This is a genomic window from Legionella rowbothamii, from assembly GCF_900639985.1.
GTDB lineage: Bacteria > Pseudomonadota > Gammaproteobacteria > Legionellales > Legionellaceae > Legionella > Legionella rowbothamii.
Map to the genome: position 1 here is coordinate 185208 of NZ_CAAAIM010000001.1, position 24251 is coordinate 209458.

The window sequence follows — 24251 nt, forward strand, 5'->3', positions numbered from 1 at the left end:
ATGCTTGAAAGGACGGGCATCTTGAATAGAAAAAAGGATTTATTTAGTTCTATGCCAGAGGGTATTCTTGCCCTTTTTGCTATGCAGATAGTTTCTACCTTAAGCTTTAGTGTTTTGTATTCAACTTTAGTTTTATACATGGAAGGTAAATTAGGCATACAAGTCAGTTCTGCGCACAGCGTTATGGGCGTTTTTGTCGCGTTCAACTATGGTCTGCATCTACTTGGCGGCCTATGGGGCGGACGCTTATTGTCTAACCGCGCCTTATTTTGCGTTGGTATGGTTCTTCAAGTTATTGGCTGTGTTTTATTATCATTTTGTGATGTAAGCTTACTTTATTACGGTTTAGCTGCATTTCTATCGGGATCAGGTCTAAACGTAACCTGCATTAATTGCATGCTGACCCAACGATTTACTCCTGAGGATAGCCAACGTGAATCGGCATTTTTAATGAATTATGCGGGTATGAATATTGGTTTTTTTGTTGGTTTTAGCTTAAGTGGTGTGTTTCAGTTAAGCCAAAATTATGAGCGTCTTTTCTTGTTAAGCAGTTTGGGAAATCTAGCTGCATTAATGATTTGTTTATACTGCTGGAATCAATTGGCAGATCGTGAAACACAGTACTCTCTAAAAGATAAAGCAGAACAGAAAAAATCAAATGTCTTGGGGATGTTATTAATCCTTGCACTTCCTGTTGCGTTAAGCCAATTACTACAAAATGCCGAATGGGCAAAAAAGTTGGTTTTATTAACAGGCATATTGATGGTTGGTGTTATTGTTTATCTTGCAAAGCAACAAGAAACCAAAATTGCCCAAGATAAAATGCTCGCTTTTGTTGTATTGATGGTTGTTGGGACTATTTTCTGGATGCTCTATCATGTTGCGCCCATGGGGCTGACAACTTTTATCGATCATAATGTTCAAAGACAATTTGCTGGCTGGATTATCCCCCCACAATGGTTTCAAAATATTAATACAGTTTGCATTGTTATTGGAGGGCCTTTACTCGGAGTCATTCTGCACAGGATGCGGAAAAAAGGAATCCAAGTAAATATTCCTACCCAGTTTGCAATTGCCTTATTTTGTATCGGCTTTGCCTTCATTGTATTACCGATTGGAATTGCTTATGCAAATGATCTAGGTTTAGTTAATCCTTCATGGATTTTTCTATGTTATGTCTTACAAAGTATTGGGGAGCTTTTAATTTCCCCAATTGGTTATGCTATGATTGGCTATTTGGCACCTACATCATTACAAGGTATGATGATGGGTATGTGGATGCTAACTTCAGGTATTGGAGGAACTTTATCCAGCTACAGTTCCAATTGGATGATAGCCGGACAAAGCAGTGTTTCTCCATTAGCAACGAATAGTGGCTACAGTTACGTATTTTTAATGTTAGGCTTATTTGCAGTGGCTTCTGCGGTGATTTTGTCTGTGCTAGTTCCTAAATTACGCGCCTTAATCAAAGAAAACGGGGAATCTGGATTGCAAGAAGCTAAAGCTTTGGTTTCTGAACGAGTGGTTGTATGTGAGTAATCTATTTGTACCGATTAAAACGGCAGAGCTTGATTGGCATCAGGATCTGCCTTTTTCTATTCAATATGATGATGTTTATCATTCATCAACGAGCGGGATTGAGCAAAGCCGTTACGTATTTATTGATGGAAATAATTTAATTTCGCGATGGCAGAATATGCTAGACGAAAGCCAATTTACTATTGCTGAGACAGGATTTGGTACGGGTTTAAATTTTCTATTAACCTGGCAACTCTGGGAGCACTATGCTTCAGAGCAACAATGTTTGCATTTCATTTCCTGCGAAAAACACCCCTTAACACGCAATGATTTAATCAAGTCGTTAGCTTGCTGGCCTCAATTGGAGAAGCAAGCTGCACAGCTTATTGAACATTATCCAGTGCTAACCCCAGGTTATCATCATTTAATATTTGCCAATGGGCGCGTTCGTTTAACCTTAATGCTTGGAGACGCACTGGAATGTTATGAACAGTTATTAATTTGCGGTGAGGCAAATTTAGAGCGTTCATTACGTACTACCCATGTAAATGCTTGGTATCTTGATGGCTTTGCACCAGCTAAAAATCAAAGTATGTGGTCTGATTCATTAATGAAGGTGGTTGCGATGTTATCGCAAGAGGGTACGACTTTAGCGACATATACCGCAGCAGGCATAGTCAAAGAAAATTTACGCCAACATGGCTTTATGGTTGAGAAGAAAAAAGGCTTCGGCCCCAAGCGTCATATGATTAGCGCTTATTTTAGCCCAAGTGAATTAGTAAGTCAGAAAAAAAGGCACACACCATGGCATGTAAGTAAGCCTGAGCGTTATAAAGAGCGTTCAGCATTAATTATTGGTGCGGGACTTGCAGGATGTTTTACAGCTCATTGTTTAGCTAAACGCGGATGGAAGGTTACTTTAATTGATGAGCTCAATGAAGTAGGACAGGGGGCTTCTGCAAATCAACATGCAGTTTTATTTCCGAAGCTATCGGCATACAATTCGCCATTGACACAATTTATGTTGACGGCCTTTTTATATGCTAGCCGCGAGTATCAAGCTATTTTAAGCCAACATGACATAGGTATGCTCAAGGGTTCTCTCCTATTAGCATACAACCATAAAGAACAGCAGGCACACACAAGCCTGGAGGATTGGCTCGATCAATACCCATCTTTGGGCACCTTAGTTAATGCGCAACAAGCCTCAGAGCTGGCGGGGATTCCGTTACAGCACTCGGGATTATTCATACCTTTATCAGGGTGGATTAATTCCCCTGATTTATGCCAGCTTCTAATTCGGACAGAAGGGATTACTTTAATTCCGGATACCCCAGTAGATCACTTAGTGTTTGATAAAAGGTGGTGCATAAATAATTATGAGGCAGAAGTTTTAATTTTAGCTAATGGATATAAGGTAACCACCTTTCCAGAGACTGAATCACTACCAATTAAACCAATCCGAGGCCAGATGACGGCTATTTCAGCAACGTTAGAAACTGCCGCTTTGCGAATGCCTTTATGTGCTGATGGTCATGTATTACCTGCACATGGAGGTATACATTACCTTGGTGCATCTTATGAGCTAAAAACAGATCATGCTACTATTAAAGTACAAGATGATTTACTTAATTTGGAGAAACTAAAGCAGATAGCCCTTGACGTATCATGGTCTCATGAAGTCAAATCTCATTGGGCTGGGGTGCGCGCAACAACAACCGATTATTTACCCATCGTGGGTAGGGTAGCGGATGCGACGGCTTTTAATACGCTCTATGCTGGGCTCGAAAGTAATGCAAAACGTTGGATACCCAAGGCTGGACCTTATTATCCAGGCCTTTACGCCTGTACGGGTTTTGGTTCTCGTGGTTTAACTACCATTCCTTTGTGCGCCGAATGGTTAGCTGCACTTATTAATAATGAAATGACTTTTCTTCCTAGAAATTTACAACAAGCTTTATCGCCAGCACGGTTTTTACGTAAAGATATAGTGCGTGGCAAAATAACAAACCCTTAAGTAAATTTTGCAATGGCGTGTAAGTTGGGTGCCGATGCATTTGTGGGGCTATCACTCCAACCGACAATAGCTCCGTATTACGCTTGGGGCTAATTCATTTCTTTAATATTCATGGTACAATTAAATTTTTAGCAAAATGCAAAACACATGATCGATCTTCATTGCCATAGTCATTTTTCAGATGGTGCTTTAAGTCCTAACGAACTCATAGAACGAGCGCAAAAACAAGGAATTCAGTGCTTATCTCTTACGGATCACGATACTGTTGAAGGCTATGCTGAATTAGTCCAGGCAGCGGCATCTACCTCCATTAAGATTATTAATGGAATTGAATTGAGTACACGCTGGAAAAAACATGATTTTCATATTCTAGGTTACAAAATCAATCATACCGATGGCTTATTTGCATTAATTCAGCGCCAAGTTGAAAGCCGTATTGAACGGGCAAAGCAGATTGGTGAGGCACTCAAGGAGGTAGGTGTCACTGATGCCTATGCAAAAGCATGTGAATTAGCCGGACATACTCGTGTTGCTAGACCTCATTTTGCTCGTGTATTAGTTAATGAAGGAAAAGCTAGGGACTTACAAAAAGCATTTAAACAATATTTAGTTCGTGGGAGAAAAGCTTATATTCCTACTCCCTGGCTAACTGTGCAAGAAGCGGTAGAAGGCATTGTTGCAGCGGGTGGGCAGGCTGTTATTGCACATCCACTGAAATATGGATTGACGCGCTCTAAATTGCATGAGTTAATTGAAGATTTTAAAGAAGCTGGTGGTGTAGGTATTGAAGTGGTTTCAGGGGAAATGACTGTAACTGAAATCAATGATATGGCAGGAGTTTGCTTACGATTTAATCTATTAGCTTCTTCTGGATCTGATTTTCATGCTGATGGTATATCTCGTGTAAACCTTGGCGGTCAGAAGCAATTGCCGGTAAACTGTGTGCCTCTTTGGCATGAATGGAACATAAAACAGGGGACTTTATGAGTCAGTTTTTTGCATTACATCCCGATAACCCTCAAGCTCGTTTATTGAGAAAGGCTGTATCTATAATTCAAGATGGTGGCGTAATTGTTTATCCAACCGATTCGGGTTATGCCATAGGTTGTAGTTTAGGAAATAAAGCTGCACTTGAGCGAATTAGACGGTTAAGACAGCTGGATAAAAATCACAATATGACATTGGTGTGTCGTGATTTATCGGAACTTGGTACTTATGCTCGTGTTTCAAATCCTATATTTCGTTTATTAAAATCACGAACACCAGGGTCTTATACCTTTATTTTGAATGCAACTCATGAAGTACCACGATTAATGTTGCATCCAAAGAAAAGAACATTAGGACTAAGAGTCCCTGACAATGTGATTACTCTGGCCTTGTTGGATGCTTTAGAAGCTCCTTTAATGAGCAGTACTTTGATTCTTCCTGGAGCTAAGGCTCCATTGAGTGAGCCTGAGGCAATCAGAGATATCTTAGGAAACCAAATTGATTTAGTAATCGATGGCGGTAATTGTGGACAAGAGCCGACTACTGTTGTTGATTTAACGGGTGATTATCCGGTGATTTTAAGGGAAGGAAAAGGGGATCCGGAGCCGTTTAGATAATTTTGAAAACGGACTCATCTCCTTTAATTACCCTAAATTTGTATTTTAATAACAAAAAAGAGGATATTGATGTCAGCATTATTTACTTCCAATAAACGTGTTGTTTCTGGTATGCGTGTGAGTGGACGATTACATCTTGGCCATTATCATGGCGTACTCAAAAATTGGATCAAATTACAACATCAATACGATTGCTTCTTTTTTGCCGCAGACTGGCATGGCTTGACAACTCAATATAATGAACCAGGATTTATGGAGAAGCATCTGTGGGATATGATCATTGATTGGCTCGCTTGTGGTGTTAATCCAGGCCTATCGCGAATATTTATCCAATCCTGGGTTCCTGAGCATGCCGAGCTGCATTTACTTTTATCCATGATTACTCCATTAGGGTGGTTAGAGCGGGTACCTAGCTTTAAAGATCAGCAGGAAAAGTTGAAAGAAAAAGATCTCTCAACCTATGGCTTTTTAGGTTATCCCTTATTGCAGAGTGCGGATGTATTGTTATACCACGCTGATTATGTACCTGTGGGGGAAGATCAGGTTGCTCATATTGAGTTAACTCGTGAAATTGCACGTCGGTTTAACCACATCTATGGTAAAGAGGCTAATTTTGAAGAGCTAGCTACAGAAGCCATTAAAAAGATGGGTAAGAAAAATGGTAAAATTTACAGCGAGTTACGCCGCCAGTTCCAAGAACATGGTAACCATGAGTCCATTAAAACAGGGCAAGCTTTGCTTGAAGATCAACCCAATTTATCGATTGGTGATAAAGAGCGTCTTTTAGGATACTTAGAAGGTAGTGGTAAAATCATTCTTACCGAACCTCAGCCATTACTTTCTGCAACTTCAAAAATGCCTGGAACTGATGGGCAAAAAATGTCTAAATCTTATCATAATACCATTATGCTAAGAGAAGAGCCGGCGCAAGTAGAAAAGAAAGTGCTAACAATGCCAACCGATCCTGCGCGGGTTAAGAGAACTGACCCAGGTGAGCCAGAGAAATGCCCTGTATGGCAGTTCCATAAAATCTATTCTCCAGATGATATGAAGGATTGGGTGCAAACCGGTTGTCGTACTGCGGGAATAGGTTGTATTGATTGTAAACGACCAGTCATTGATGCAATCAATAAAGAGCTGGAACCGATACAAGCTTCTATTGCTGATTATGAATTCGATTTGGGTTCTGTAAAACGTATTGTTACGGAAGGAAGTGAGGCTGCACGAGAAGAAGCCTGTAAGACAATGAATACGGTTAGAGAAGTGATGGGAATTGATTATTGATGGAAGCTGAATTACTCAGTAAACCGGAAATTAAAGCCGTTGTTGATGGCAAAGAGTTTACTGAGATTCCTGATGATTTGTTCATCCCACCTGATGCGCTGGAGGTTCTTCTGGACTCCTTCAGCGGGCCGTTGGATTTGCTGTTATACCTTATTCGTAAGCAAAATATTGATATTTTAGATATTCCTATTGTCAGTATTACAAAGCAATATTTGCATTATATTCAATTAATGGAATACCGACGGCTGGAGCTCGCCGCTGATTATTTGTTGATGGCTGCGATGCTGGCCGAGATCAAATCAAGGATGTTATTACCAATTACACCTAATGGTGATGAGGAAGAGGATGAAGACCCGCGCATGACGTTAGTTCGTCGATTACAAGCGTATGAACAGATTAAGCTTGCTGCTGAATTATTGGATGGTTTACCTAGGCAAGATCGGGATAATTTCGCAATCCAATTAGAGTCTCCGGAAATGGAGTTAATTAAAGTGCATCCAAAGGTAGAGTTAGCTGAATTGATTACGGCAATGAAGACTTTATTGCAACGAGAAGAACATATTAGCCATCACCAGATCTCACGTGAAGCAATGTCAGTTCGGGATCGTATGAATGCCGTATTGTTGCAATTACAAGAGCATAAGTTGCTGGAGTTTCGACAGTTATTTACTTTAGAAGAAGGCCGCATGGGATTAGTTGTTTCGTTATTAGCGATACTTGAGTTGGCCAGACAATCGCTAATTGTTATTACACAGCAAGAAGCATTTTCTTCGATACATCTACAGGCTGCTTAAAATGGATGAAACTGAATTAAAAAATATCGTAGAAGCTTTATTATTAAGTTCTTCTGATCCTTTGTCTTTGGATAAATTATCAGAGGCTTTCGATGAATGGCAAAAACCTACTAAGGAGCAATTGAGTGGCGTAATTGATCTGTTAAAAGCAGATTATGCCGCACGTGCATTTGAGTTAGTTCAGGTTGCTACAGGCTATATAATTCAAACTAAAAAAGAATTTGGTCCTTGGGTAGCACGTTTGCAGATCGAAAAGCCAGCTAAATATTCACGGGCATTTCTGGAAACTTTGGCAATAATTGCCTATAAACAGCCAGTAACTCGTGCGGATATCGAAGAGTTACGTGGTGTGACTGTGAACAGTCAGATTATGAAAACATTATTGGAGCGGGAATGGATTCGTATTGCAGGGTATAAGGATGTTGCGGGTAAACCTGCGGTTTATACAACAACGAGAGAATTTTTAAATTATTTTAACCTTAAAAATTTAAATGAACTTCCATCCTTACCCGAAGTATTGGAAACATTAACCCTAGATAATTCTATTGAAGAGTGTACTACTGAATGAGCAGCGAACGGTTACAAAAAATATTAAGCCAAGCGGGTCTTGGTTCACGTCGTGAAATGGAGCGATGGATTGAAAATGGCTGGGTACAAGTCAATGGTAAGCCCGTAAAGTTGGGAGATTCCGCAACTGGCGAGGATAAAATTACCGTAAAAGGTAAGTTAATTGCCAATCCACTTAAAGTGAAACAAAATACCCGAATTTTACTTTACCATAAGCCTGTCGGTGAAATTTCAAGCCGCCATGATCCTAAATTTGAAAAAACAGTGTTTGATAACTTGCCTCATTTAAGACAAGGTCGTTGGGTGCAAGTAGGGCGCTTGGATTTAAATACATCTGGCTTGCTAATTTTCACTAATAATGGTGAATTAGCAAATCAGCTTATGCATCCTAGATATGGTTTAGAGCGCGAATATGCAGTGCGTGTGCATGGTCAAGTGAGCCCTGAATCATTAAAGAATTTACTAAAAGGTGTTGAGCTCGACGATGGAGTTGCCAAATTTACTCGTCTGGAATATCGAGGTGGCGAGGGAACAAACTCCTGGTACCATGTGACACTAAACGAAGGTCGTAATCGTGAGGTACGTCGTTTATGGGAATCCCAAGGCGTTGAGGTAAGCCGTCTAATACGTGTTCGTTATGGCATGATTTCGATGCCAAGATATTTGGTTCGTGGGCAGACCTATGAATTAACACCTAAAGAGGTAAGTGATTTTTTGGCGTCATTGCCGAAAGAGCCAACCTAACAATCTAACGGATAGCTACATCGTCGGTTGTATGGACTTTGTTTGCTGGGCTTTTCAGAGCCCAGTCTACGTAAAAATTTAGAAAACGTAGCCGTACTAGCGCAGCGTAATACGGGGTTGAATCTAGTTTGTATACTTCTCATGACAGCCATTTTGTGCCAGAACATCTCGTATGACGACTTCGTCTAATACGGCTACATGTTTGTTGAGGCTACGGAGAGTTAGGTAGTGTAGGTAGTGGCGTTCTTGCCAAATGGCTTGAGTGAATCGGCAATATGCTCATATAACTCAGGCAACCAACGTGGTTGTGCAAAAGTTGATGTTGATGGTTTTTCATGGCGTAGATCATTCGGGGCAATAATTACCTGAATATTATTTAAGCCAACACGGCGCGCCAAGATAAACAGCTGATCAATCGCCAGATCGCCAATTGCTAAACAGCCCACAGATAAGCTTTTACCATGAATAAAAATGTTATTACCTAATTGTCGTCTACCATCTTCATAACCTTTTTTTCTATCGAAGTTATTGGGATAGTTAATCATCATGGATAAATGCATGCTGCTGAACGGGTTAAAATTCACCAGCTTATAAACCCCTTCAGGAATTTGTTTGTCATTTTCACGTAATTTCGGGCCAAGGCGACCACTAAACCCAGTTAATGGATAATTATGTACATGTGTCCAATCTTGATCAGAGTTTTTTGCCCAAAGCTCTACTCGGCGCTCTGATTTGAACGCAAGCAGCGCAATTTCGCGTGGAGGATAACTTACTTTGGCTTTGGCAAAGTAGGACTTCAATTGCGGCTCAACACGTAAACCATAGCGTTTTATTGCACGATCAACCGCTTGATCCCAATCAAGCTTATGTGACATCGCAAAGCTATTCAAACTCAACAGCATAATTGCAAAAGTAATAAAACGTTTCATAACAATATTAAGATGATAAATTATAGGCATGGTATCAAATAATAGTCCGTAGAACAATTCAAAACTCCCAAGCGGGGAACATAAACAGCTCCTAAAAATGCTTGGGTATCAATAACCTTACTTACTTTTTTCTGGTTTAGCAGCTTTTGTTGACAATAAATGTAACTGATTTGTAACAAAACTTGGACTTGTTGACAAGTGGCCTACAGACGCAACCAATCCATAATAATTAGGGCACAGATACATCACTGTGTCATCAGGCATAACTTTATAAAAAACATATTTATAATCACAATAACTTGGTTTGCTAAATAGGGCAACCTGCATTACCGGTGTCCCTGGTTTTTTATTTTCAATGAAAATGGCATTAATCCATATATTGATTACAATTAAAAAAGCGCCAACAACTACTAAAGCATTAATAAAGGTAGCAATATAATTAAAAACTGGATGCCCACTACTCAAGTGCATGATGACACGAATCAGTGCAACTAGTAAAACCACTAGAGTAAAGGAATAAATTGCTGCATTCGTATAATCAAAATAGGTACTAAAAATTTGATTTCCAGAAAATTGGAAGTGAATAAGCACAGCAATAAGGCTAATCCAAAGAGAGGAAATAATATACTGAATAGCTTTTCTTTTCATTCCAATAATTAAATGCACCAATGCAATTAATGGAAAAAAATATTGAATAACTTGAGCCAGCGTGTACATTAAATTCATTTCTTAAATTAAAGCTTATTTTTCCTAGATTTACATATTTATATCAGGATTTTAAAGTGTTGGCTAGTCGTCATATCAAAAGAAATGGGGCTGTTTTTTTCTGATTAGGTTTAGCCGTGATATGGGAAACTAATGGGATTTACTTCAGTAGACTTAGCAAAACAATTTATACCGAATTAGCGTAGTTTGACCGCGGGTAATTCGATCTTGTATATGACACATAATCATGGATTTAATTAAGCAAGTACCGTTAGTTACACCCAATCAATCTACGATTTTTGCCTAATTAAAATAATATACTGTTGTGTTGGATATGTTGTTGATTTAACCATTTCATCTGGAAGAATGATTTTTCGGACATTAAAAGTGCTCTGAACACTAGTTAGATAGTCCAGTGGATTAATCAAATTGGGAGTATAACCTAAGTTATTACGTGCTCTATTGACAGGGTTTCTCGGATGCAGACTTCCAATCCATAAAGGTTTTTTCGATTTAGAAAAATTATAATTTGATTCCCAAATCCTCAACTCCAAAGTTAAATTAGATTTGCTATCCGTATAAATCATGCTTAAAGAAGGTGCTTTATTTTCATATAACTGAGTTAGCAATGGTAAATTAATATTAGTGGGCTGGCTGTTTATCCACGTAAGCAAATTAGATAAAAATGATTCAGAATGTGTGGTCCATCCTTTTTGCGTTAGATGTTCCTCAAGAACTGTTAGATCTCCAGAATATTCAATATTAAATAAGCTAATCCTTTTTCCAATTCGATTTAGCCTGTAAATAGGTAATGCGGTTTTTTTTTGATTCCACCAAGCGGCTTCATCGAGAACAAACTCTTTATGATATGGAGTGTGGTTATACGAAAGAGTGTGAAAATTACAGTAAGTAGAAATTATAGTTCCAAAAAGGGTGCAGGCAAAAAGCGACAAAATCATATAAACTGCATTGTTTACTGTGACTGGCTTTAAAGGCCATCGCCTATAAAGTAAACAACAAAACAAACCGATACTTGCTCCGGCAAAATAAGAGGCCAATACATCCGTGAGCCAATAATCTCCTAAATAAAGAGCCCCAAAGCCACTTAAGCCTAGAATACTAAATACAAAAGTTTTTAATGTGTTGGTGAATGGAGAATAGATACTATTAATATAAAATAGAATAAACCCGTAAAAAGCAGAAGCTACGAGAATATGAGGTTCTGGATAGGAGGAGCCTGGCATGAGAACCAATAACCCTGGTGGTCTTGGGGTGTATACAAAATGAGAAAGTATAAAAATTAATAGGACACTGAAAAGAATTAAGCCACTGCTATAAATAATCGCTTTATAATTCTTGCTATAAATAAACCAGCAACAGCTTGCAATAAAAAGACAAACTATTGTGATTGTGGAAGTAAGTTGGGTACAAAAAATAAAAAAAACTACTAATACTAATGAATGGAAACTTTGAATAAATAAGTGGGTTGGGGTATTTATTGCATGAAGCCATTCTTCTTGGAGGGTTAATCCAGTAAATACAACAAAGCAAAAAAAACAGAATAGGGTTATAAGAACAAGTGAAGCAGTGGTGTCGTGATTTTTTTCATTTTTTGGGGTAATTGCCCGACATAATGGCGATAATAGAGATTTCCGTTTTAATCGGTTAAGCCAAAAACTATGTAGGTTGCTTTTAAAGAAGTTGCTTAACTTCACAACAAGCCATTTTATCATTAAGCTTATTAGCCAGAGAGCTCCCAAAAGAATGAGAATTATGACAAATAAATGGGTTGCGGAGTCTACTGAAAGTTCATGACTGGCTGCACCAATAACGACTCCAGGCATTACATAAAGCAGGGACCACCCTATGGCAGATAAGAAGTTTGCAATAAGAAAACGCCATTGTGGCATATGCATTATGCCGGCAATAACAGGAATAATTGAGCGTAACGGACCAACGAATCGGCCAATTAACACGCTTTTGCCACCATGTATTTCAAAAAAATCTTTGCCGTATTTGATCAAGGACGGGTATTTTTTAAAAGGCCAAATATCTGTTAATCGCTCACTGTAAACATAGCCTAGAGCATAGCTTAGGCTATCGCCAACCACTGCTCCAAGAATCGCAGCGATTAGTGTCAGATCAATACGCATCGCCCCAGAACCTGCCAGCATTCCTATTGCCGTCATCGTGACGCTTCCAGGGACTATGCTGCCAATAATCGCTAAAGATTCAGCTAATGAGATTAAAAAAGTAATGAGCAGAGCCCAATGAGGGTAATGTTGTAACCAGTCTTTAAGTGGTGCTACATAATCTACGAACAAACTCATATGGGCTCATTAACTAAATTGTTGTAGAAAATATTGCGTGAATTGTTGATTGACTTCTTCAAATGATACTTTAGGATAAAAATGACTGATTTGTGTCATTTCCATTTTAGCAAATCCACAAGGGTTAATTCCTAAGAATGGTTTTAAATCCATATCAACATTCAGTGCAATTCCATGATAGGTACATCCATTTTTGACTCGTAAACCAATCGAGGCAATTTTTTGTTCTTTAACATAAACACCAGGAGCCCCGCAACGAATGGTTGCTTTAATATCATATTGAATTAGGACAGATATTAATGTTTGCTCCAATTGAGAAACTAAGGTTCTAACACCTAGATTTTTTCGATTTATATCCATTAAAATATAAGCAACCAATTGGCCTGGGCCATGATAGGTTACTTGCCCGCCTCGATCGGATTGAACGACTGGTATGGAAGCGGGATTTAAAATATGTTCAGGTTTTCCTGCTTGACCTTGGGTATAGACAGCGTGATGTTCTAACAGCCATAGCTCATCGTGAGTTTGGGCGTCTCGATTTAATGTAAACTCTTTCATCTGTAACCAAACATCACTATAGTTTTGAATGCCAAGCTGTCGTATTTGCATTATAGGACCATTTTAATATCGGGATGTTTTGTCACGTCTTGATAAAATGCATCAAGCATCGCCTGATTTTCTGCATAAACAACTACTGTAATTGCCAAAAAATTATTTTCCTTACTTGGCTTATGAGTAATTTTCTCTTGCTCAATTGTTGGAAAATGTTTTAGCGTTATTTCCCTAATTTCTTTAAGAAACGATGGGGAATTATTCCCCATTATTTTTATAGGAAAATGACAGGGAAATTCAATTAAGGTTGTTTTAGTCATCTTATACCTTAAGAGCCAAACCAGCTTCTAAATGTTAAGCGAATGGAGTCTTTCATACGAGTAAAAAAGCCTCCAGACTCGACATCTTGTAATGCATAAACAGGACGAGTCGCCACAACGTTATTATCAAACTGTACAACTAAATCACCTACTTTGTCTCCTTTTTTAATTGGTGCTTCTAAATAAGAAGGGATCTTGGTTGATACATTCAGGCGTTGATATTGGCCAGTAGGTATCGTAATGAATTGCTCTTCATTCAAACCTACAGATATTTTATCTGCTGTTCCTTTGTAAAGAGGAAGTTCAGTAACTGCTTGGCCTTTTTTATAAAGTTGATGCGTTTCAAAGAATCTAAAACCATAGTTTAATAATTTTTCGCTATCGTCCGCACGTGATGAGTCACTTGGCTCGCCTAAAACAACGGCTAATAGGCGCATATTATCTCGTTTTGCTGAGGATACCAGGCAAAAACCAGCTTCGTTAGTATGGCCTGTTTTTAAGCCATCGACCTGGTTATCACGCCATAAAAGACGATTTCTGTTGGGTTGGCGGATTCCATTATACGTAAACCATTTTTGTTTGTACCAGTCATAGTATTGTGGGAAATCAACAACCAAGGCTCTACCGAGAATAGCCAAGTCTTTTGCAGTTGTATATAGGTTTGCATCAGGTAAGCCGGTACTGTCTGTAAAATGGCTATTTTTCATGCCTAGGTTTTGAGCTTGCTGATTCATCAGATCGGTGAATGAGTTTTCCGTTCCACCAACATGTTCCGCCATTGCTACGCAAGCATCATTACCTGAATCAACGATAATTCCTTTAAGTAAATCCTCAACGGGAACTTGTTGACCTTCTTTTATGAACATTCGTGAGCCACCTATTTTCCAGGCCTCTTTGCTCACACGAACCAGGTCAGTTAAATGGATTTGCTCATGCTGGAGCGCATTTGAGATAACATATAAAGTCATCATCTTAGTTAAACTGGCAGGAGGCAAGCGTTCTTCGCTATTTTTTTCAGCAATAATTTTTCCACTGTTTACATCAATAAGAATGTAGGCTTTAGCGTTCAGTATTGGGGCTGCCGGAGTAACTAGTGGTTTATTGGTAACCGTTGGAGATGGCCTTTCAAGATCCGCATTAGGCGTTGGCCTTTCTAAGGTGTCTGTTCCATCAGCAAAAGTATTTGTTGATTGAACGAATAAAGTGATAAGAAACAATGTAGTCAATAAAAAAGACGTTGCACGTGTCATGTTTTTACCTGATATGGGTTACAAAATGTCATATCTTACCACAGGCTAGGGCAAGCGACCAATTAACAGATTAAGAAATATTGAATTATTTTATAAAATTACGCCTATTTATACCATTGGCAATTAAAGTAATTTAGCACATAATTTTTATTATTAATTCATATGGGTCTTATATCTGTCTATTCGGTTTATATTAAAACTCTTTGAGTTTGATTTTTGTGATTATCGGTTTTTTTTCCAGTTAATCCTTCGAAAATTCATAATCTTTCTGTATATTACAGCAAACATTTATTTCAAATTTGGGAATTTATGAGAAAGATACTTATTGCTGTAGCAATCTTGTTATCAGGTTGCCAAACTACAAATCAGTCTCTTAACTCTGGGGTGTCAGGAAACAAACACGCTGCAAAAAGTACCCAGCAGAATAGAAACCAAGCGATTTATAATCGATATAAAAATAAAGGAAATCGCTACATTCAAGCTCAGGATGGAGCGCCTATTAAAGACCCTAAAATGAGTTTTAAAGAACCTATTCCGGCTAAAGAGCCTTTAAGCCGTTATGGGAATCCTACGGAATATAACGTAGATGGTAAAAACTATCAGGTGATGACAAATACACACCGATATAAAGCGCGCGGAATGGCTTCATGGTATGGAACTAAGTTTCATAAACAACGAACTTCAAGTGGTGAGCCATATAACATGTATGTTATGTCGGCAGCACATAAGACCTTGCCATTACCTACTTACGTACGTGTAAAAAACTTAAATAATGGAAAGGTAGCCATAGTCAAAGTAAACGATCGAGGCCCGTTTCATTCTGATCGTATAATCGACCTATCTTATGCAGCAGCATTAAAGCTGGGAGTGTTTCCTAAAGGTACGGCTCTTGTTGAGATCGAAGCATTAGCGGGTCCTGCGACTGAGGGGCGCTATTTTATCCAAGCAGGGGCTTTTGTAACGGCAACATCGGCAAAGCAGCTGAAGGCGAAATTAGATCGCTTATCGCGCGCTCCCGTAACAATAGAACACTATAAAAAACACTATATTGTTCGAGTAGGGCCATTTACTAGTAAGAATATGGCGGACAATTTAAAACAAAAATTAGCACGTAATGGCGTAAAAGATACTTTTTCTGTTTTGATTTAGCAGCGGTATATGGAATAATTAACATAAGTCGATGTAGAACTTGAAAAAACGTCATCCTGAAGTGTTTACGACGAAGGCTTTTTGAATGTGGGGCATAGATAGTTTATAACTCTTATGTCAAATTCAAGAGATTCCTTATTGCATTCGAGATGACGAGCTTAAGTGATATCAAAATTAGTTTAATTTTAATGGTGAGGTGTTCGATCAATGCATGAAGGCTCTGTCTTTTATACTATATTTTTAATTTTTGCTGGGGCTGCATTTTTATCGACGCTGGTATTGTATACCAAGCAATCATTATTAGTTGCCTATATTCTGCTTGGCGCCATCCTTGGCCCTTGGGGGATGAGGCTGGTACCTGATGTGACTACAGTACAGCAAGTAGGTGACATAGGGATTGTGTTTCTTTTGTTCTTGTTAGGCTTGCACTTACAACCACAAAACCTGGTGCATATGCTCAAGAAGGTAACTTGGATTGCTTTAGTTAGCTCACTTCTTTTTGCTGTCCTCTCTTATTGTGTTGGTCGCTATTTTGGGCTTACAGTAACTGAATCATGGATTTTAGGTGGGGCGATGATGTTCTCCAGCACAATCATCGGCTTAAAATTATTGCCTACAACTATTTTACATCATCAGCATACCGGTGAGGTTATGATCAGTGTGTTGCTTATGCAAGACGTTATTGCGATTGTGGTGCTGATTTTAATTAATGGAGCGCAAAAAACCGGTGGACTTTCATGGGATGACGTCTTCTTAGTAGGCCTTGCCTTACCCGCATTATGTCTGTTTGCATTTGCCTTTGAAAAACATATTTTAATTAGGCTATTAGCTCGTTTTGATAGAACCCAAGAATATGTCTTTTTATTGTCTATTGGCTGGTGTCTTGGCTTGTCGGTATTAGCACAGAAAATAGGTCTTTCTGAAGACATCGGTGCGTTTGTAGCCGGGGTAGCTTTAGCTGCAAGTCCGATCTCTCTTTTTATCGCAGAAAGTTTAAAACCGTTAAGAGATTTCTTTTTGGTGATGTTTTTCTTTTCTATTGGTGCAACATTCAATTTTGGTTTTGCGGGACAGGTAATTGTTCCAGCAGTTATTCTGTCTGCGTTACTTTTAATTGTTAAACCGGCATTTTTTTACCTGTTATTAGAAAAGTCTGGTGAAAAGAAACAGGTTTCTAAAGAGGTGGGTATTCGATTGGGACAGGCTAGTGAATTCTCTTTGCTTGTTGCAAGCATTGCATTAAGTTCTAAACTTATTTCAGAGTTAGCTTCTAATCTAATTCAAGCAACAACTATTTTAACCTTTATTGTTTCTTCCTACTTGGTTGTGCTGAGATACCCAACCCCTATAGCACTGTCTGATAAAATGCGTAAGGATTAATTATAATGAAATTATTGGTCATATTATTGTGCTTGTTTAGTGAACGTTTTTTGGTTCATACCATTTCTTATCAACGGTTTTATTGGTTTGGTAATTATTATCAATCAATTAAAAACATTGCAGACAAACATGGCTTTTTTAGTAATCCTTGGGCTTTGCTAGGATTAATAGTATTACCTCTCATTGTTGCGACGGGATTTATTTATATATTACTTCACGGAATATTTTACGGTTTTATGGGAGTGATTTTAAATATCGTATTATTTTTTTATTGTTTGGGGCCTCAGAATGTCTTTTATCCTGTAACTCATTCGGAGACCGAAAATAGTAATGAGCTTGCTGGCAATTATCTCTCTATGGTAAATCAACAGTTATTCTCAGTGATATTTTGGTACATTGTTGCTGGCCCAATTGTAATGGTGGCTTACCGATTAATCGCTTTATGTCGAACTATTACTCCAGTTAGTTTTCAGGCAAATGAAATTGCTGATCTACTTGAATGGATACCGGCACGTTTGACTGTCCTTTTATTTTTATTGGTGGGAAATTTTCAACGTGGTTTTAAATTGTTTTCTAACTACCTTTTTGCCAAGCCAGATTTCAATAATGAAATGATCCGCGAATGTGGTTTGCAGGCTGCACGCACTAATGATTCAGACGAAGTGCCTATGCCGATAGCTGAAGGACTTGTAGAGCATGCAATTATTGTTACGCTGGTACTCATTGCTTTGTTTACATTGATTTCTTGGTTGTAAGAACAACATACCTCTACCGACTCCCGCGATTTATCTGCGGATCCTGAGTGCTTGATGTAATACTGGATTCTGCAGACACGCTGCGGAAGGTCGGAAAGGAAAATCATGTTATTTAAATAGACGGACTTAGTCGATGAATTTTTTAATACGTATTTGTTTTTGTGTGCTATTACTTAGTCTCTTGGGCTGTGTATCGAAAGCTGGACTTCGAGGACAAGCTTTAGCTCCATGCACTGCTACATGCATGCAACATTTTGAGTTTTGTAAGCAAAATTGTGTTGATAATTGCCCTACTTGTTCTTGGAGTTCAACGCACCAATCTGCAGTAAATTTTTCAAAATATGTGAATGAGCGAAAAGTAGAGGGTAAAAAGGTAATGCGTGAGTTGAATTCTTACCGCGATCCACTACAATGCCGCAAAGTTACATGTGATTGCATAGCTGATTTAATAGCATGTAAACAAAGTTGTTCAGGTGTAATCCATAAACGATTACAAGCGATACCTAATTGTGTTTAATAGTTAAAAAGAATGTCGGGGACATGTTCATGGCAAATGAAACTAATTTAGATTTGGATCCTATTGAAACGCGTGAATGGCTGGATGCCCTACAAGCTGTATTAACCAATGATGGTGCTGAGCGCGGAGCTTTTATTTTACAGCAACTTTTAAATAAGGCTAATACTGAAGGAGTAAGGTTAACAAGCTCATTGAATACGCCTTATCGAAATACGATTAAGACTTATGAGGAAAAACCAATCCCTCCTGATGAGGGAATGGCTACACGCATTAATGCCCTAATTCGCTGGAATGCAGTAGCTATGGTATTGCGCGCTGGAAAATATGCTGCGGAGCTTGGTGGTCATATTGCTTCTTATGCTTCTTCATCAACACTCTATGAGACTGGCTTCAACCATTTTTTCAAGGGCCCAAATAGTGAAGGTGGTGGTGATTTACTTTACATCCAAGGCCATTCTTCGCCTGGTATTTATGCTCGTGCATTTCTTGAAGGTCGCTTAGATGAAAATCAGTTAAGCAATTTCAGGCAAGAAGTTGAAGTGAACGGTTTGTCTTCATACCCACATCCTTGGTTAATGCAGGATTTTTGGCAATTCCCCACAGTTTCGATGGGTTTAGGGCCATTACAAGCTATTTATCAAGCACGCTTCCTAAAATATTTGGAGCATCGCGGCCTTATTAAAGAAACCGGTAGAAAAGTATGGGCTTTTTTAGGTGATGGTGAAACTGATGAGCCAGAATCTTTAGGTGCTTTAAGTATTGCTGCCCGAGAGAAACTGGATAATCTTATTTTTGTAGTGAATTGTAATTTACAACGTCTTGATGGTCCTGTTCGTGGTAATGGCAAAATCATTCAAGAGCTTGAACGCGTGTTCCGGGGAGCTGGCTGGAATGTAATTAAGGTGATTTGGGGTAGTCGTTGGGATCCCTTATTTGCAGTGGATAAAGATGGCTGGATGCAAAAACGCATGGAAGAATGTGTTGATGGTGAATACCAGGCTTATAAAGCAAATAATGGCGCTTACGTAAGACAACATTTCTTTAATCAATATCCTGAGTTAAAGAAAATGGTTGAGCACTATTCCGATGATGAGATTTGGCGCTTAAATCGTGGTGGCCATGATTCTCAAAAAGTATATGCTGCATACTCTGAAGCAGTAGCTCATAAAGGAAGTCCTACTGTAATTCTTGCTAAAACAATTAAAGGTTATGGCATGGGTGCTGCCGGCGAAGGGCAAAACATCACGCATCAACAAAAGAAAATGACTGCGGATCAGTTAAAGGTCTTTAGGGATCGTTTTAATATTCCGATTACTGATGAGCAAATCGCTGATATACCTTTTTATAAGCCAGCAGATGATAGCCCCGAGATTAAATACCTTAAAAAGCAACGTGAAGCATTAGGTGGTTACTTGCCTTCGCGTACGACTAAAGTGGAACCACTGAAAGCTCCTGACCTGGCTGATTTTGCATCAGTTACTAAAGGCTTAGGCGAGCGTGAAATTTCTACCACAATGGCTTTTGTACGTATTCTTGGTGTTTTGTTAAAGAATAAAGAACTTAGTTCACGAATTGTTCCTATTGTTCCTGATGAGTGTAGAACCTTTGGTATGGAAGGATTGTTCCGTCAAATAGGAATTTACTCCCCAGTTGGCCAGCTTTATACGCCAGTGGATCATGAGCAGGTTATGTTCTATCGTGAAGCCAAAGATGGTCAAATTCTCGAAGAGGGTATTAATGAGGCCGGTGCATTCTGTTCTTGGATTGCGGCTGCGACTTCATACAGTAGCAATCAATTGGCGATGATTCCTTTTTATATTTACTACTCAATGTTTGGTTTCCAACGTATTGGGGACTTGGCATGGGCTGCTGGTGATATGCAAGCTCGAGGCTTCTTGCTAGGTGGTACTGCTGGTCGAACCACACTTGCAGGGGAAGGATTGCAGCATCAAGATGGCCATAGTCATATCATGGCATCGACAATTCCTAACTGTATTTGCTATGACCCAACTTATGCTTATGAGGTGGCAGTAATTATCCAGCACGGCTTATACCGTATGTATGAAAAAATGGATAACGTGTTTTATTACATTACTGTAATGAATGAAAACTACGTACAACCTGATATGCCTGAAGGAGTTGAAGAAGGTATTATCAAAGGGATGTATCTATTACAAGAAAGCAAGAAGAAATCTAAGCAGCATGTTCAACTAATGGGATGTGGAACTATTCTGCGTGAAGTAATTAAAGCCGCTGAAATGCTTAAGGCAGATTATTCAATCACTTCAGATATTTGGAGTGTCACCAGCTTTAATGAATTGCGTCGTGAAGGTTTAGCGGTAGAACGATACAATGCGATGCATCCAGAACAAACAGCTCAAGAAAGTTATGTGACCACGCAATTAAAAGGAAAACAAGGTCCTGTTATTGCTGCAACGGATTACATGCGTCTTTTTGCCGATCAAATTCGTCCTTTTGTACCAAATCAATATGTAACTTTAGGTACTGATGGTTATGGACGAAGTGATACTCGCGAACGTCTACGTCATTTCTTTGAAGTTGATGCAAAATACATCGTATTAGCGGCATTGAACGCTTTAGTTGCTGAAGGCAGCATCGATAAGTCTAAAGTAGTTGATGCAATTAAGCGTTACAACATTAATCCTGACAAGCTGGATCCAGTAACTCATTAAGTGATTCCAAACAAAGGCTAGGACAATATACTCTAGCCTTTATCCAGACTACATTAGAGGACAGATATGGCAAATGAAATAGAGGTAAAGATCCCTGATATAGGTGGTTCTACCCAGGTTGATGTAATTGAAATATTGGTTAAAGTTGGCGATAAGATTGATATTGATACGCCATTAGTTACTTTAGAATCAGATAAAGCCAGCATGGAGATTCCTTCCTCAGTTGCAGGAACAATCACCAGCTTAAAAGTTAAAGTTGGAGACAAAGTTTCTGAAGGCGATGTGATTCTTTTAGCTACTGTAGATAATGATAGCGCTGCATCGAAAGAAGAGGCTAAACCTAGTGAGTCAGTGGCTCAACATAGTCCTGAACCAAGTGTTGTTCAAGAAACTTCTACCGCAACCGTAGAAAGGGAAGTTGAAGTTAAGATTCCTGATATTGGTGGTGGCAAAGTTGATGTAATTGAAGTGATGGTTCAAGTCGGTGACCAAATTTCTGTTGATATGCCCCTCATTACTTTAGAGTCAGATAAAGCCAGTATGGAGATACCATCTCCAGTTGCAGGAACCATAACCAAGTTAAGTCTTAAAGTTGGCGATAAGGTTTCCGAAGGGGATCTAATTCTTCTTGCACTGACTGCAGGTATTATGGCGCCAGCGCTTAAAGAGGAAGTAAAGCTTGCTGCGGAACCGCCGGCTACAGTTCCAGCGCCCGTTAGTGGTCAGCCAGCACCTACTGAATATAGTTCTGCCTCTGCAGCATTCGTTTCTGCAGGTCCTGCGGTTAGACGCATGGCAAGAGAGCTTGGTGTTAATTTAGCGGATGTAAAAGGCAGTGGGCGCAAAGGACGTGTAGGCAAAGAAGATATTCAAGCTTATGTTAAAGCACGTTTGAGCGAACAGCCTGGCTCGAGTTCTTTAGGAATTCCGGCAGCTCCTGTAATTGATTTTACTCAGTTTGGTGAGATTGAAACAAAACCACTTAATAAAATTAAAAAACTTACTGGTGTTAATGTTCATCGTTCCTGGATCACTATTCCACATGTGACTCAGTTTGATTCTGCAGACATTACTGATGTTGAAGCATTTAGAAAAGATGAAGCAGAACGGTCTAAAGATAAAGGATATAAACTCACTTTATTGGCTTTTGTTTGCGCCGTAGTGAGCAAAGCATTACGTGCCTTCCCACAATTTAATGCTTCTTTGGATGCAAGTGGTGCTAATTTAATTTATAAAAAATATTGCAATATTGGTATCGCGGTGGAAACACCTAATGGCCTTGTTGTTCCTGTGATTAAGAATGTTGATAAATTAAGTATTGCAGACATTGCTGTGGAAATGGGACGTTTAAGTGCCAAAGCCCGCGATAAGGGATTAATGCCCGCGGATATGTCTGGTGGCTGCTTCACCATTTCTAGTCTTGGTGGTATTGGTGGAACTTCATTTACGCCTATAGTGAATAGCCCAGAGGTTGCGATTTTAGGCTTGTCTCGTTCTGAGATAAAACCTGTTTATGAGAAAGGCGCATTTCAACCAAGACTGATGTTACCTTTATCATTATCGTATGATCATCGTGTTATTGATGGTGCAGAAGCTGCACGTTTCACGCGATTTATTTGTGATAGCTTAAGTGATATTCGACGAATTTTGCTTTAATAACATATTAATAAATAAAGAGGTTTTGCAATGGCTAGTAAAATAAAGACTGATGTTGTCGTATTAGGAAGTGGGCCTGGGGGATATACCGCTGCATTCAGAGCAGCTGATTTAGGAAAAAAAGTTGTTTTAGTTGAACGTTATGATTCATTAGGTGGTGTTTGTTTAAATGTAGGTTGTATCCCATCTAAAGCTTTATTACACATTGCTAAAGTTGTTGAAGAAGCTCATGAGATGGAAGATCAAGGCGTAAGCTTTGGCAAACCAACTATGGATAATAAAAAAATGGTTGCTTGGAAAAACTCCGTTGTTAGCAAATTGACGGGAGGGTTAAAAGCACTAGCAAAACAACGTAAAGTTGAGGTAGTTACTGGCCTAGGTAAGTTTTCCGGCACGCATCAAGTTACTGTTGATACTAAAGATGGTCCGGTTGATGTTGAGTTTGAAAATGCAATTATTGCCGTAGGTTCTGAATCGGTTAACTTACCATTCATTCCAGAAGACAAGCGTATATTTAGCTCAACAGGCGCTTTAGAACTTGCAGATATTAAAGGCAGTTTATTAGTTCTAGGTGGTGGAATCATTGGGCTGGAAATGGCAACTGTTTATTCTGCTTTAGGCGTTGATGTTACCGTTGTGGAGTTTATGGATCAATTAATTCCTGGTGCTGATGCTGATTTGGTTAACGTGTTACAAAAACGTATGAGCAAAAAAGGCGTAAAATTCCTGTTAAAAACTAAAGTTACTGCAGTTGAAGCGAAGAAAGATGGCATCTACGTTTCTATGGAAGGCGAACACAAGACTGATAAGCCTCTTTGTTTCCAACAGGTTCTTGTTTCTGTGGGTAGAAAACCTAACGGTGGTATGATTGATGCTGATAAAGCTGGCGTTAATGTTGATGAGCGTGGATTTATTAATGTAGATAAACAACAACGTACTAATGTTCCACATATTTTTGCCATTGGAGATGTAGTAGGGCAACCTATGTTGGCACATAAAGCGATCCCAGAAGGTAAAGTGGCTGCTGAAGTGATTGCAGGCAAGAAACATTACTTTGATCCTAATTGCATTGCTAGTGTTGCTTATACTGATCCCGAATTAGCTTGGGCTGGTTTAACTGAAAAAGAAGCAAAAGAGAAGAACATTCGTTACGAAAAAGCAACGTTCCCCTGGGTTGCTAGTGGCCGTGCATTAAGCATGGGACGTGAAGAAGGGATGACGAAATTATTGTTCTGCCCAGACACTAATCGCATCCTAGGTTCTGGTATTGTTGGTGTTAACGCGGGTGATTTGATTGCTGAAACTGCATTAGCAATTGAAATGTGCTGTGATGTGGAAGATATCGCATTAACGATTCATCCTCACCCAACATTATCTGAAACAATTGCTCAGGCTGCTGAAGCATTTGAAGGAACGATTACTGATCTCTATTTGCCTAAGAAAAAGAAAGATTAAGCACGGTGCCCGTATTACGATTATTGTGTAAT

Annotated in this window: 21 protein-coding genes; 15 read left to right on the forward strand and 6 right to left on the reverse strand. The window is 39.1% G+C overall.

The genetic code is table 11. From position 1 onward, the window contains the following. Positions 1-51: 51 nt before the first annotated feature. The 8 genes from E1P08_RS00805 (at position 52) to rluB (ending at position 8528) form a co-directional block, all read left to right on the forward strand. On the forward strand, positions 52-1539 hold the full coding sequence (locus tag E1P08_RS00805; RefSeq protein WP_133135966.1) for a peptide MFS transporter: 1488 nt from the start codon (positions 52-54) through the stop codon (positions 1537-1539). Next, positions 1532-3535 (forward strand): bifunctional tRNA (5-methylaminomethyl-2-thiouridine)(34)-methyltransferase MnmC2/FAD-dependent 5-carboxymethylaminomethyl-2-thiouridine(34) oxidoreductase MnmC1, encoded by a 2004-nt coding sequence (gene mnmC, locus E1P08_RS00810; RefSeq protein WP_133135127.1) that lies wholly within the window; start codon positions 1532-1534, stop codon positions 3533-3535. The genes E1P08_RS00805 and mnmC overlap by 8 nt, the downstream gene beginning before the upstream one ends. A 147-nt stretch (positions 3536-3682) precedes the next feature. Next, positions 3683-4522, forward strand: coding sequence for a PHP domain-containing protein (locus tag E1P08_RS00815; RefSeq protein ID WP_133135128.1), 840 nt, complete (start codon positions 3683-3685; stop codon positions 4520-4522). Beyond that, positions 4519-5139, forward strand: coding sequence for an L-threonylcarbamoyladenylate synthase (locus E1P08_RS00820; RefSeq protein WP_133135129.1), 621 nt, complete (start codon positions 4519-4521; stop codon positions 5137-5139). The genes E1P08_RS00815 and E1P08_RS00820 overlap by 4 nt, the downstream gene beginning before the upstream one ends. A 69-nt stretch (positions 5140-5208) precedes the next feature. Then, entirely contained in the window at positions 5209-6423 is a 1215-nt protein-coding gene (locus tag E1P08_RS00825; protein WP_133135130.1) for a tryptophan--tRNA ligase, read from the forward strand. Continuing rightward, complete coding sequence (locus E1P08_RS00830) at positions 6423-7217, forward strand: segregation and condensation protein A (protein ID WP_133135131.1); 795 nt, start codon at positions 6423-6425, stop codon at positions 7215-7217. Before E1P08_RS00825 ends, E1P08_RS00830 begins: the two co-directional genes overlap by 1 nt. Before the next feature lies 1 nt (position 7218). Next, on the forward strand, positions 7219-7785 hold the full coding sequence (gene scpB, locus E1P08_RS00835) for an SMC-Scp complex subunit ScpB (RefSeq protein WP_133135132.1): 567 nt from the start codon (positions 7219-7221) through the stop codon (positions 7783-7785). Further along, complete coding sequence (gene rluB, locus E1P08_RS00840; RefSeq protein ID WP_133135133.1) at positions 7782-8528, forward strand: 23S rRNA pseudouridine(2605) synthase RluB; 747 nt, start codon at positions 7782-7784, stop codon at positions 8526-8528. The genes scpB and rluB overlap by 4 nt, the downstream gene beginning before the upstream one ends. Positions 8529-8749: 221 nt before the next feature. Here the strand turns inward: rluB and E1P08_RS00845 are convergent, their stop codons facing one another. The 6 genes from E1P08_RS00845 to E1P08_RS00870 form a co-directional block, all read right to left on the reverse strand. Continuing rightward, entirely contained in the window at positions 8750-9457 is a 708-nt protein-coding gene (locus E1P08_RS00845; protein ID WP_341272475.1) for a L,D-transpeptidase family protein, read from the reverse strand. A 117-nt stretch (positions 9458-9574) separates the two neighbouring features. Next, positions 9575-10174, reverse strand: coding sequence for a type I secretion system protein LssZ (locus tag E1P08_RS00850; protein ID WP_133135134.1), 600 nt, complete (start codon positions 10172-10174; stop codon positions 9575-9577). 278 nt (positions 10175-10452) lie between these two features. Then, positions 10453-12492 (reverse strand): bifunctional DedA family/phosphatase PAP2 family protein, encoded by a 2040-nt coding sequence (locus tag E1P08_RS00855; RefSeq protein ID WP_133135135.1) that lies wholly within the window; start codon positions 12490-12492, stop codon positions 10453-10455. Between the two features lie 9 nt (positions 12493-12501). Next, positions 12502-13101, reverse strand: coding sequence for a lipoyl(octanoyl) transferase LipB (lipB, locus tag E1P08_RS00860; RefSeq protein WP_133135136.1), 600 nt, complete (start codon positions 13099-13101; stop codon positions 12502-12504). Further along, positions 13101-13364 (reverse strand): YbeD family protein, encoded by a 264-nt coding sequence (locus E1P08_RS00865; RefSeq protein ID WP_133135137.1) that lies wholly within the window; start codon positions 13362-13364, stop codon positions 13101-13103. Before E1P08_RS00865 ends, lipB begins: the two co-directional genes overlap by 1 nt. Positions 13365-13372: 8 nt before the next feature. Then, entirely contained in the window at positions 13373-14614 is a 1242-nt protein-coding gene (locus E1P08_RS00870) for a D-alanyl-D-alanine carboxypeptidase family protein (RefSeq protein WP_165485045.1), read from the reverse strand. A 309-nt stretch (positions 14615-14923) separates the two neighbouring features. Between E1P08_RS00870 and E1P08_RS00875 the strand changes: the two genes are divergently transcribed. The 7 genes from E1P08_RS00875 to lpdA all read left to right on the forward strand — a co-directional run bounded on the left by E1P08_RS00875 (position 14924) and on the right by lpdA (position 24219). Beyond that, positions 14924-15763 carry a septal ring lytic transglycosylase RlpA family protein gene (locus E1P08_RS00875; RefSeq protein WP_133135139.1) on the forward strand — a complete coding sequence of 280 codons (840 nt, stop codon included), beginning with the start codon at positions 14924-14926 and terminating at the stop codon, positions 15761-15763. Positions 15764-15970: 207 nt separating this feature from the next. Beyond that, positions 15971-17143 (forward strand): cation:proton antiporter, encoded by a 1173-nt coding sequence (locus E1P08_RS00880; protein ID WP_133135140.1) that lies wholly within the window; start codon positions 15971-15973, stop codon positions 17141-17143. Positions 17144-17148: 5 nt separating this feature from the next. Further along, on the forward strand, positions 17149-17898 hold the full coding sequence (ampE, locus tag E1P08_RS00885; RefSeq protein ID WP_133135141.1) for a regulatory signaling modulator protein AmpE: 750 nt from the start codon (positions 17149-17151) through the stop codon (positions 17896-17898). Positions 17899-18031: 133 nt separating this feature from the next. Next, complete coding sequence (locus tag E1P08_RS00890) at positions 18032-18415, forward strand: acyltransferase (protein ID WP_133135142.1); 384 nt, start codon at positions 18032-18034, stop codon at positions 18413-18415. 29 nt (positions 18416-18444) lie between these two features. After that, positions 18445-21108: a pyruvate dehydrogenase (acetyl-transferring), homodimeric type gene (aceE, locus tag E1P08_RS00895; RefSeq protein WP_133135143.1), complete on the forward strand. Its 2664-nt coding sequence runs from the start codon at positions 18445-18447 to the stop codon at positions 21106-21108. A gap of 66 nt (positions 21109-21174) precedes the next feature. Further along, entirely contained in the window at positions 21175-22764 is a 1590-nt protein-coding gene (gene aceF / locus E1P08_RS00900) for a dihydrolipoyllysine-residue acetyltransferase (protein ID WP_133135144.1), read from the forward strand. A gap of 30 nt (positions 22765-22794) precedes the next feature. Then, a complete protein-coding gene (lpdA, locus tag E1P08_RS00905) occupies positions 22795-24219 on the forward strand; it encodes a dihydrolipoyl dehydrogenase (protein WP_133135145.1) in 1425 nt (474 codons plus the stop codon). The last annotated feature ends 32 nt before the right edge of the window (positions 24220-24251 follow it).

What these genes read in the sequence shown, in the direction of transcription:
- E1P08_RS00805 (WP_133135966.1), top strand. Translation starts at nt 52, where the DNA reads ATGCCAGAGGGTATTCTTGCCCTTTTTGCTATGCAGATAGTTTCTACC.
- E1P08_RS00815 (WP_133135128.1), top strand. Translation starts at nt 3,683, where the DNA reads ATGATCGATCTTCATTGCCATAGTCATTTTTCAGATGGTGCTTTAAGT.
- E1P08_RS00820 (WP_133135129.1), top strand. Translation starts at nt 4,519, where the DNA reads ATGAGTCAGTTTTTTGCATTACATCCCGATAACCCTCAAGCTCGTTTA.
- E1P08_RS00825 (WP_133135130.1), top strand. Translation starts at nt 5,209, where the DNA reads ATGTCAGCATTATTTACTTCCAATAAACGTGTTGTTTCTGGTATGCGT.
- E1P08_RS00830 (WP_133135131.1), top strand. Translation starts at nt 6,423, where the DNA reads ATGGAAGCTGAATTACTCAGTAAACCGGAAATTAAAGCCGTTGTTGAT.
- scpB (WP_133135132.1), top strand. Translation starts at nt 7,219, where the DNA reads ATGGATGAAACTGAATTAAAAAATATCGTAGAAGCTTTATTATTAAGT.
- rluB (WP_133135133.1), top strand. Translation starts at nt 7,782, where the DNA reads ATGAGCAGCGAACGGTTACAAAAAATATTAAGCCAAGCGGGTCTTGGT.
- E1P08_RS00845 (WP_341272475.1), bottom strand. Translation starts at nt 9,457, where the DNA reads ATGAAACGTTTTATTACTTTTGCAATTATGCTGTTGAGTTTGAATAGC.
- E1P08_RS00850 (WP_133135134.1), bottom strand. Translation starts at nt 10,174, where the DNA reads ATGTACACGCTGGCTCAAGTTATTCAATATTTTTTTCCATTAATTGCA.
- E1P08_RS00855 (WP_133135135.1), bottom strand. Translation starts at nt 12,492, where the DNA reads ATGAGTTTGTTCGTAGATTATGTAGCACCACTTAAAGACTGGTTACAA.
- lipB (WP_133135136.1), bottom strand. Translation starts at nt 13,101, where the DNA reads ATGCAAATACGACAGCTTGGCATTCAAAACTATAGTGATGTTTGGTTA.
- E1P08_RS00865 (WP_133135137.1), bottom strand. Translation starts at nt 13,364, where the DNA reads ATGACTAAAACAACCTTAATTGAATTTCCCTGTCATTTTCCTATAAAA.
- E1P08_RS00870 (WP_165485045.1), bottom strand. Translation starts at nt 14,614, where the DNA reads ATGACACGTGCAACGTCTTTTTTATTGACTACATTGTTTCTTATCACT.
- E1P08_RS00875 (WP_133135139.1), top strand. Translation starts at nt 14,924, where the DNA reads ATGAGAAAGATACTTATTGCTGTAGCAATCTTGTTATCAGGTTGCCAA.
- E1P08_RS00880 (WP_133135140.1), top strand. Translation starts at nt 15,971, where the DNA reads ATGCATGAAGGCTCTGTCTTTTATACTATATTTTTAATTTTTGCTGGG.
- ampE (WP_133135141.1), top strand. Translation starts at nt 17,149, where the DNA reads ATGAAATTATTGGTCATATTATTGTGCTTGTTTAGTGAACGTTTTTTG.
- E1P08_RS00890 (WP_133135142.1), top strand. Translation starts at nt 18,032, where the DNA reads ATGAATTTTTTAATACGTATTTGTTTTTGTGTGCTATTACTTAGTCTC.
- aceE (WP_133135143.1), top strand. Translation starts at nt 18,445, where the DNA reads ATGGCAAATGAAACTAATTTAGATTTGGATCCTATTGAAACGCGTGAA.
- aceF (WP_133135144.1), top strand. Translation starts at nt 21,175, where the DNA reads ATGGCAAATGAAATAGAGGTAAAGATCCCTGATATAGGTGGTTCTACC.
- lpdA (WP_133135145.1), top strand. Translation starts at nt 22,795, where the DNA reads ATGGCTAGTAAAATAAAGACTGATGTTGTCGTATTAGGAAGTGGGCCT.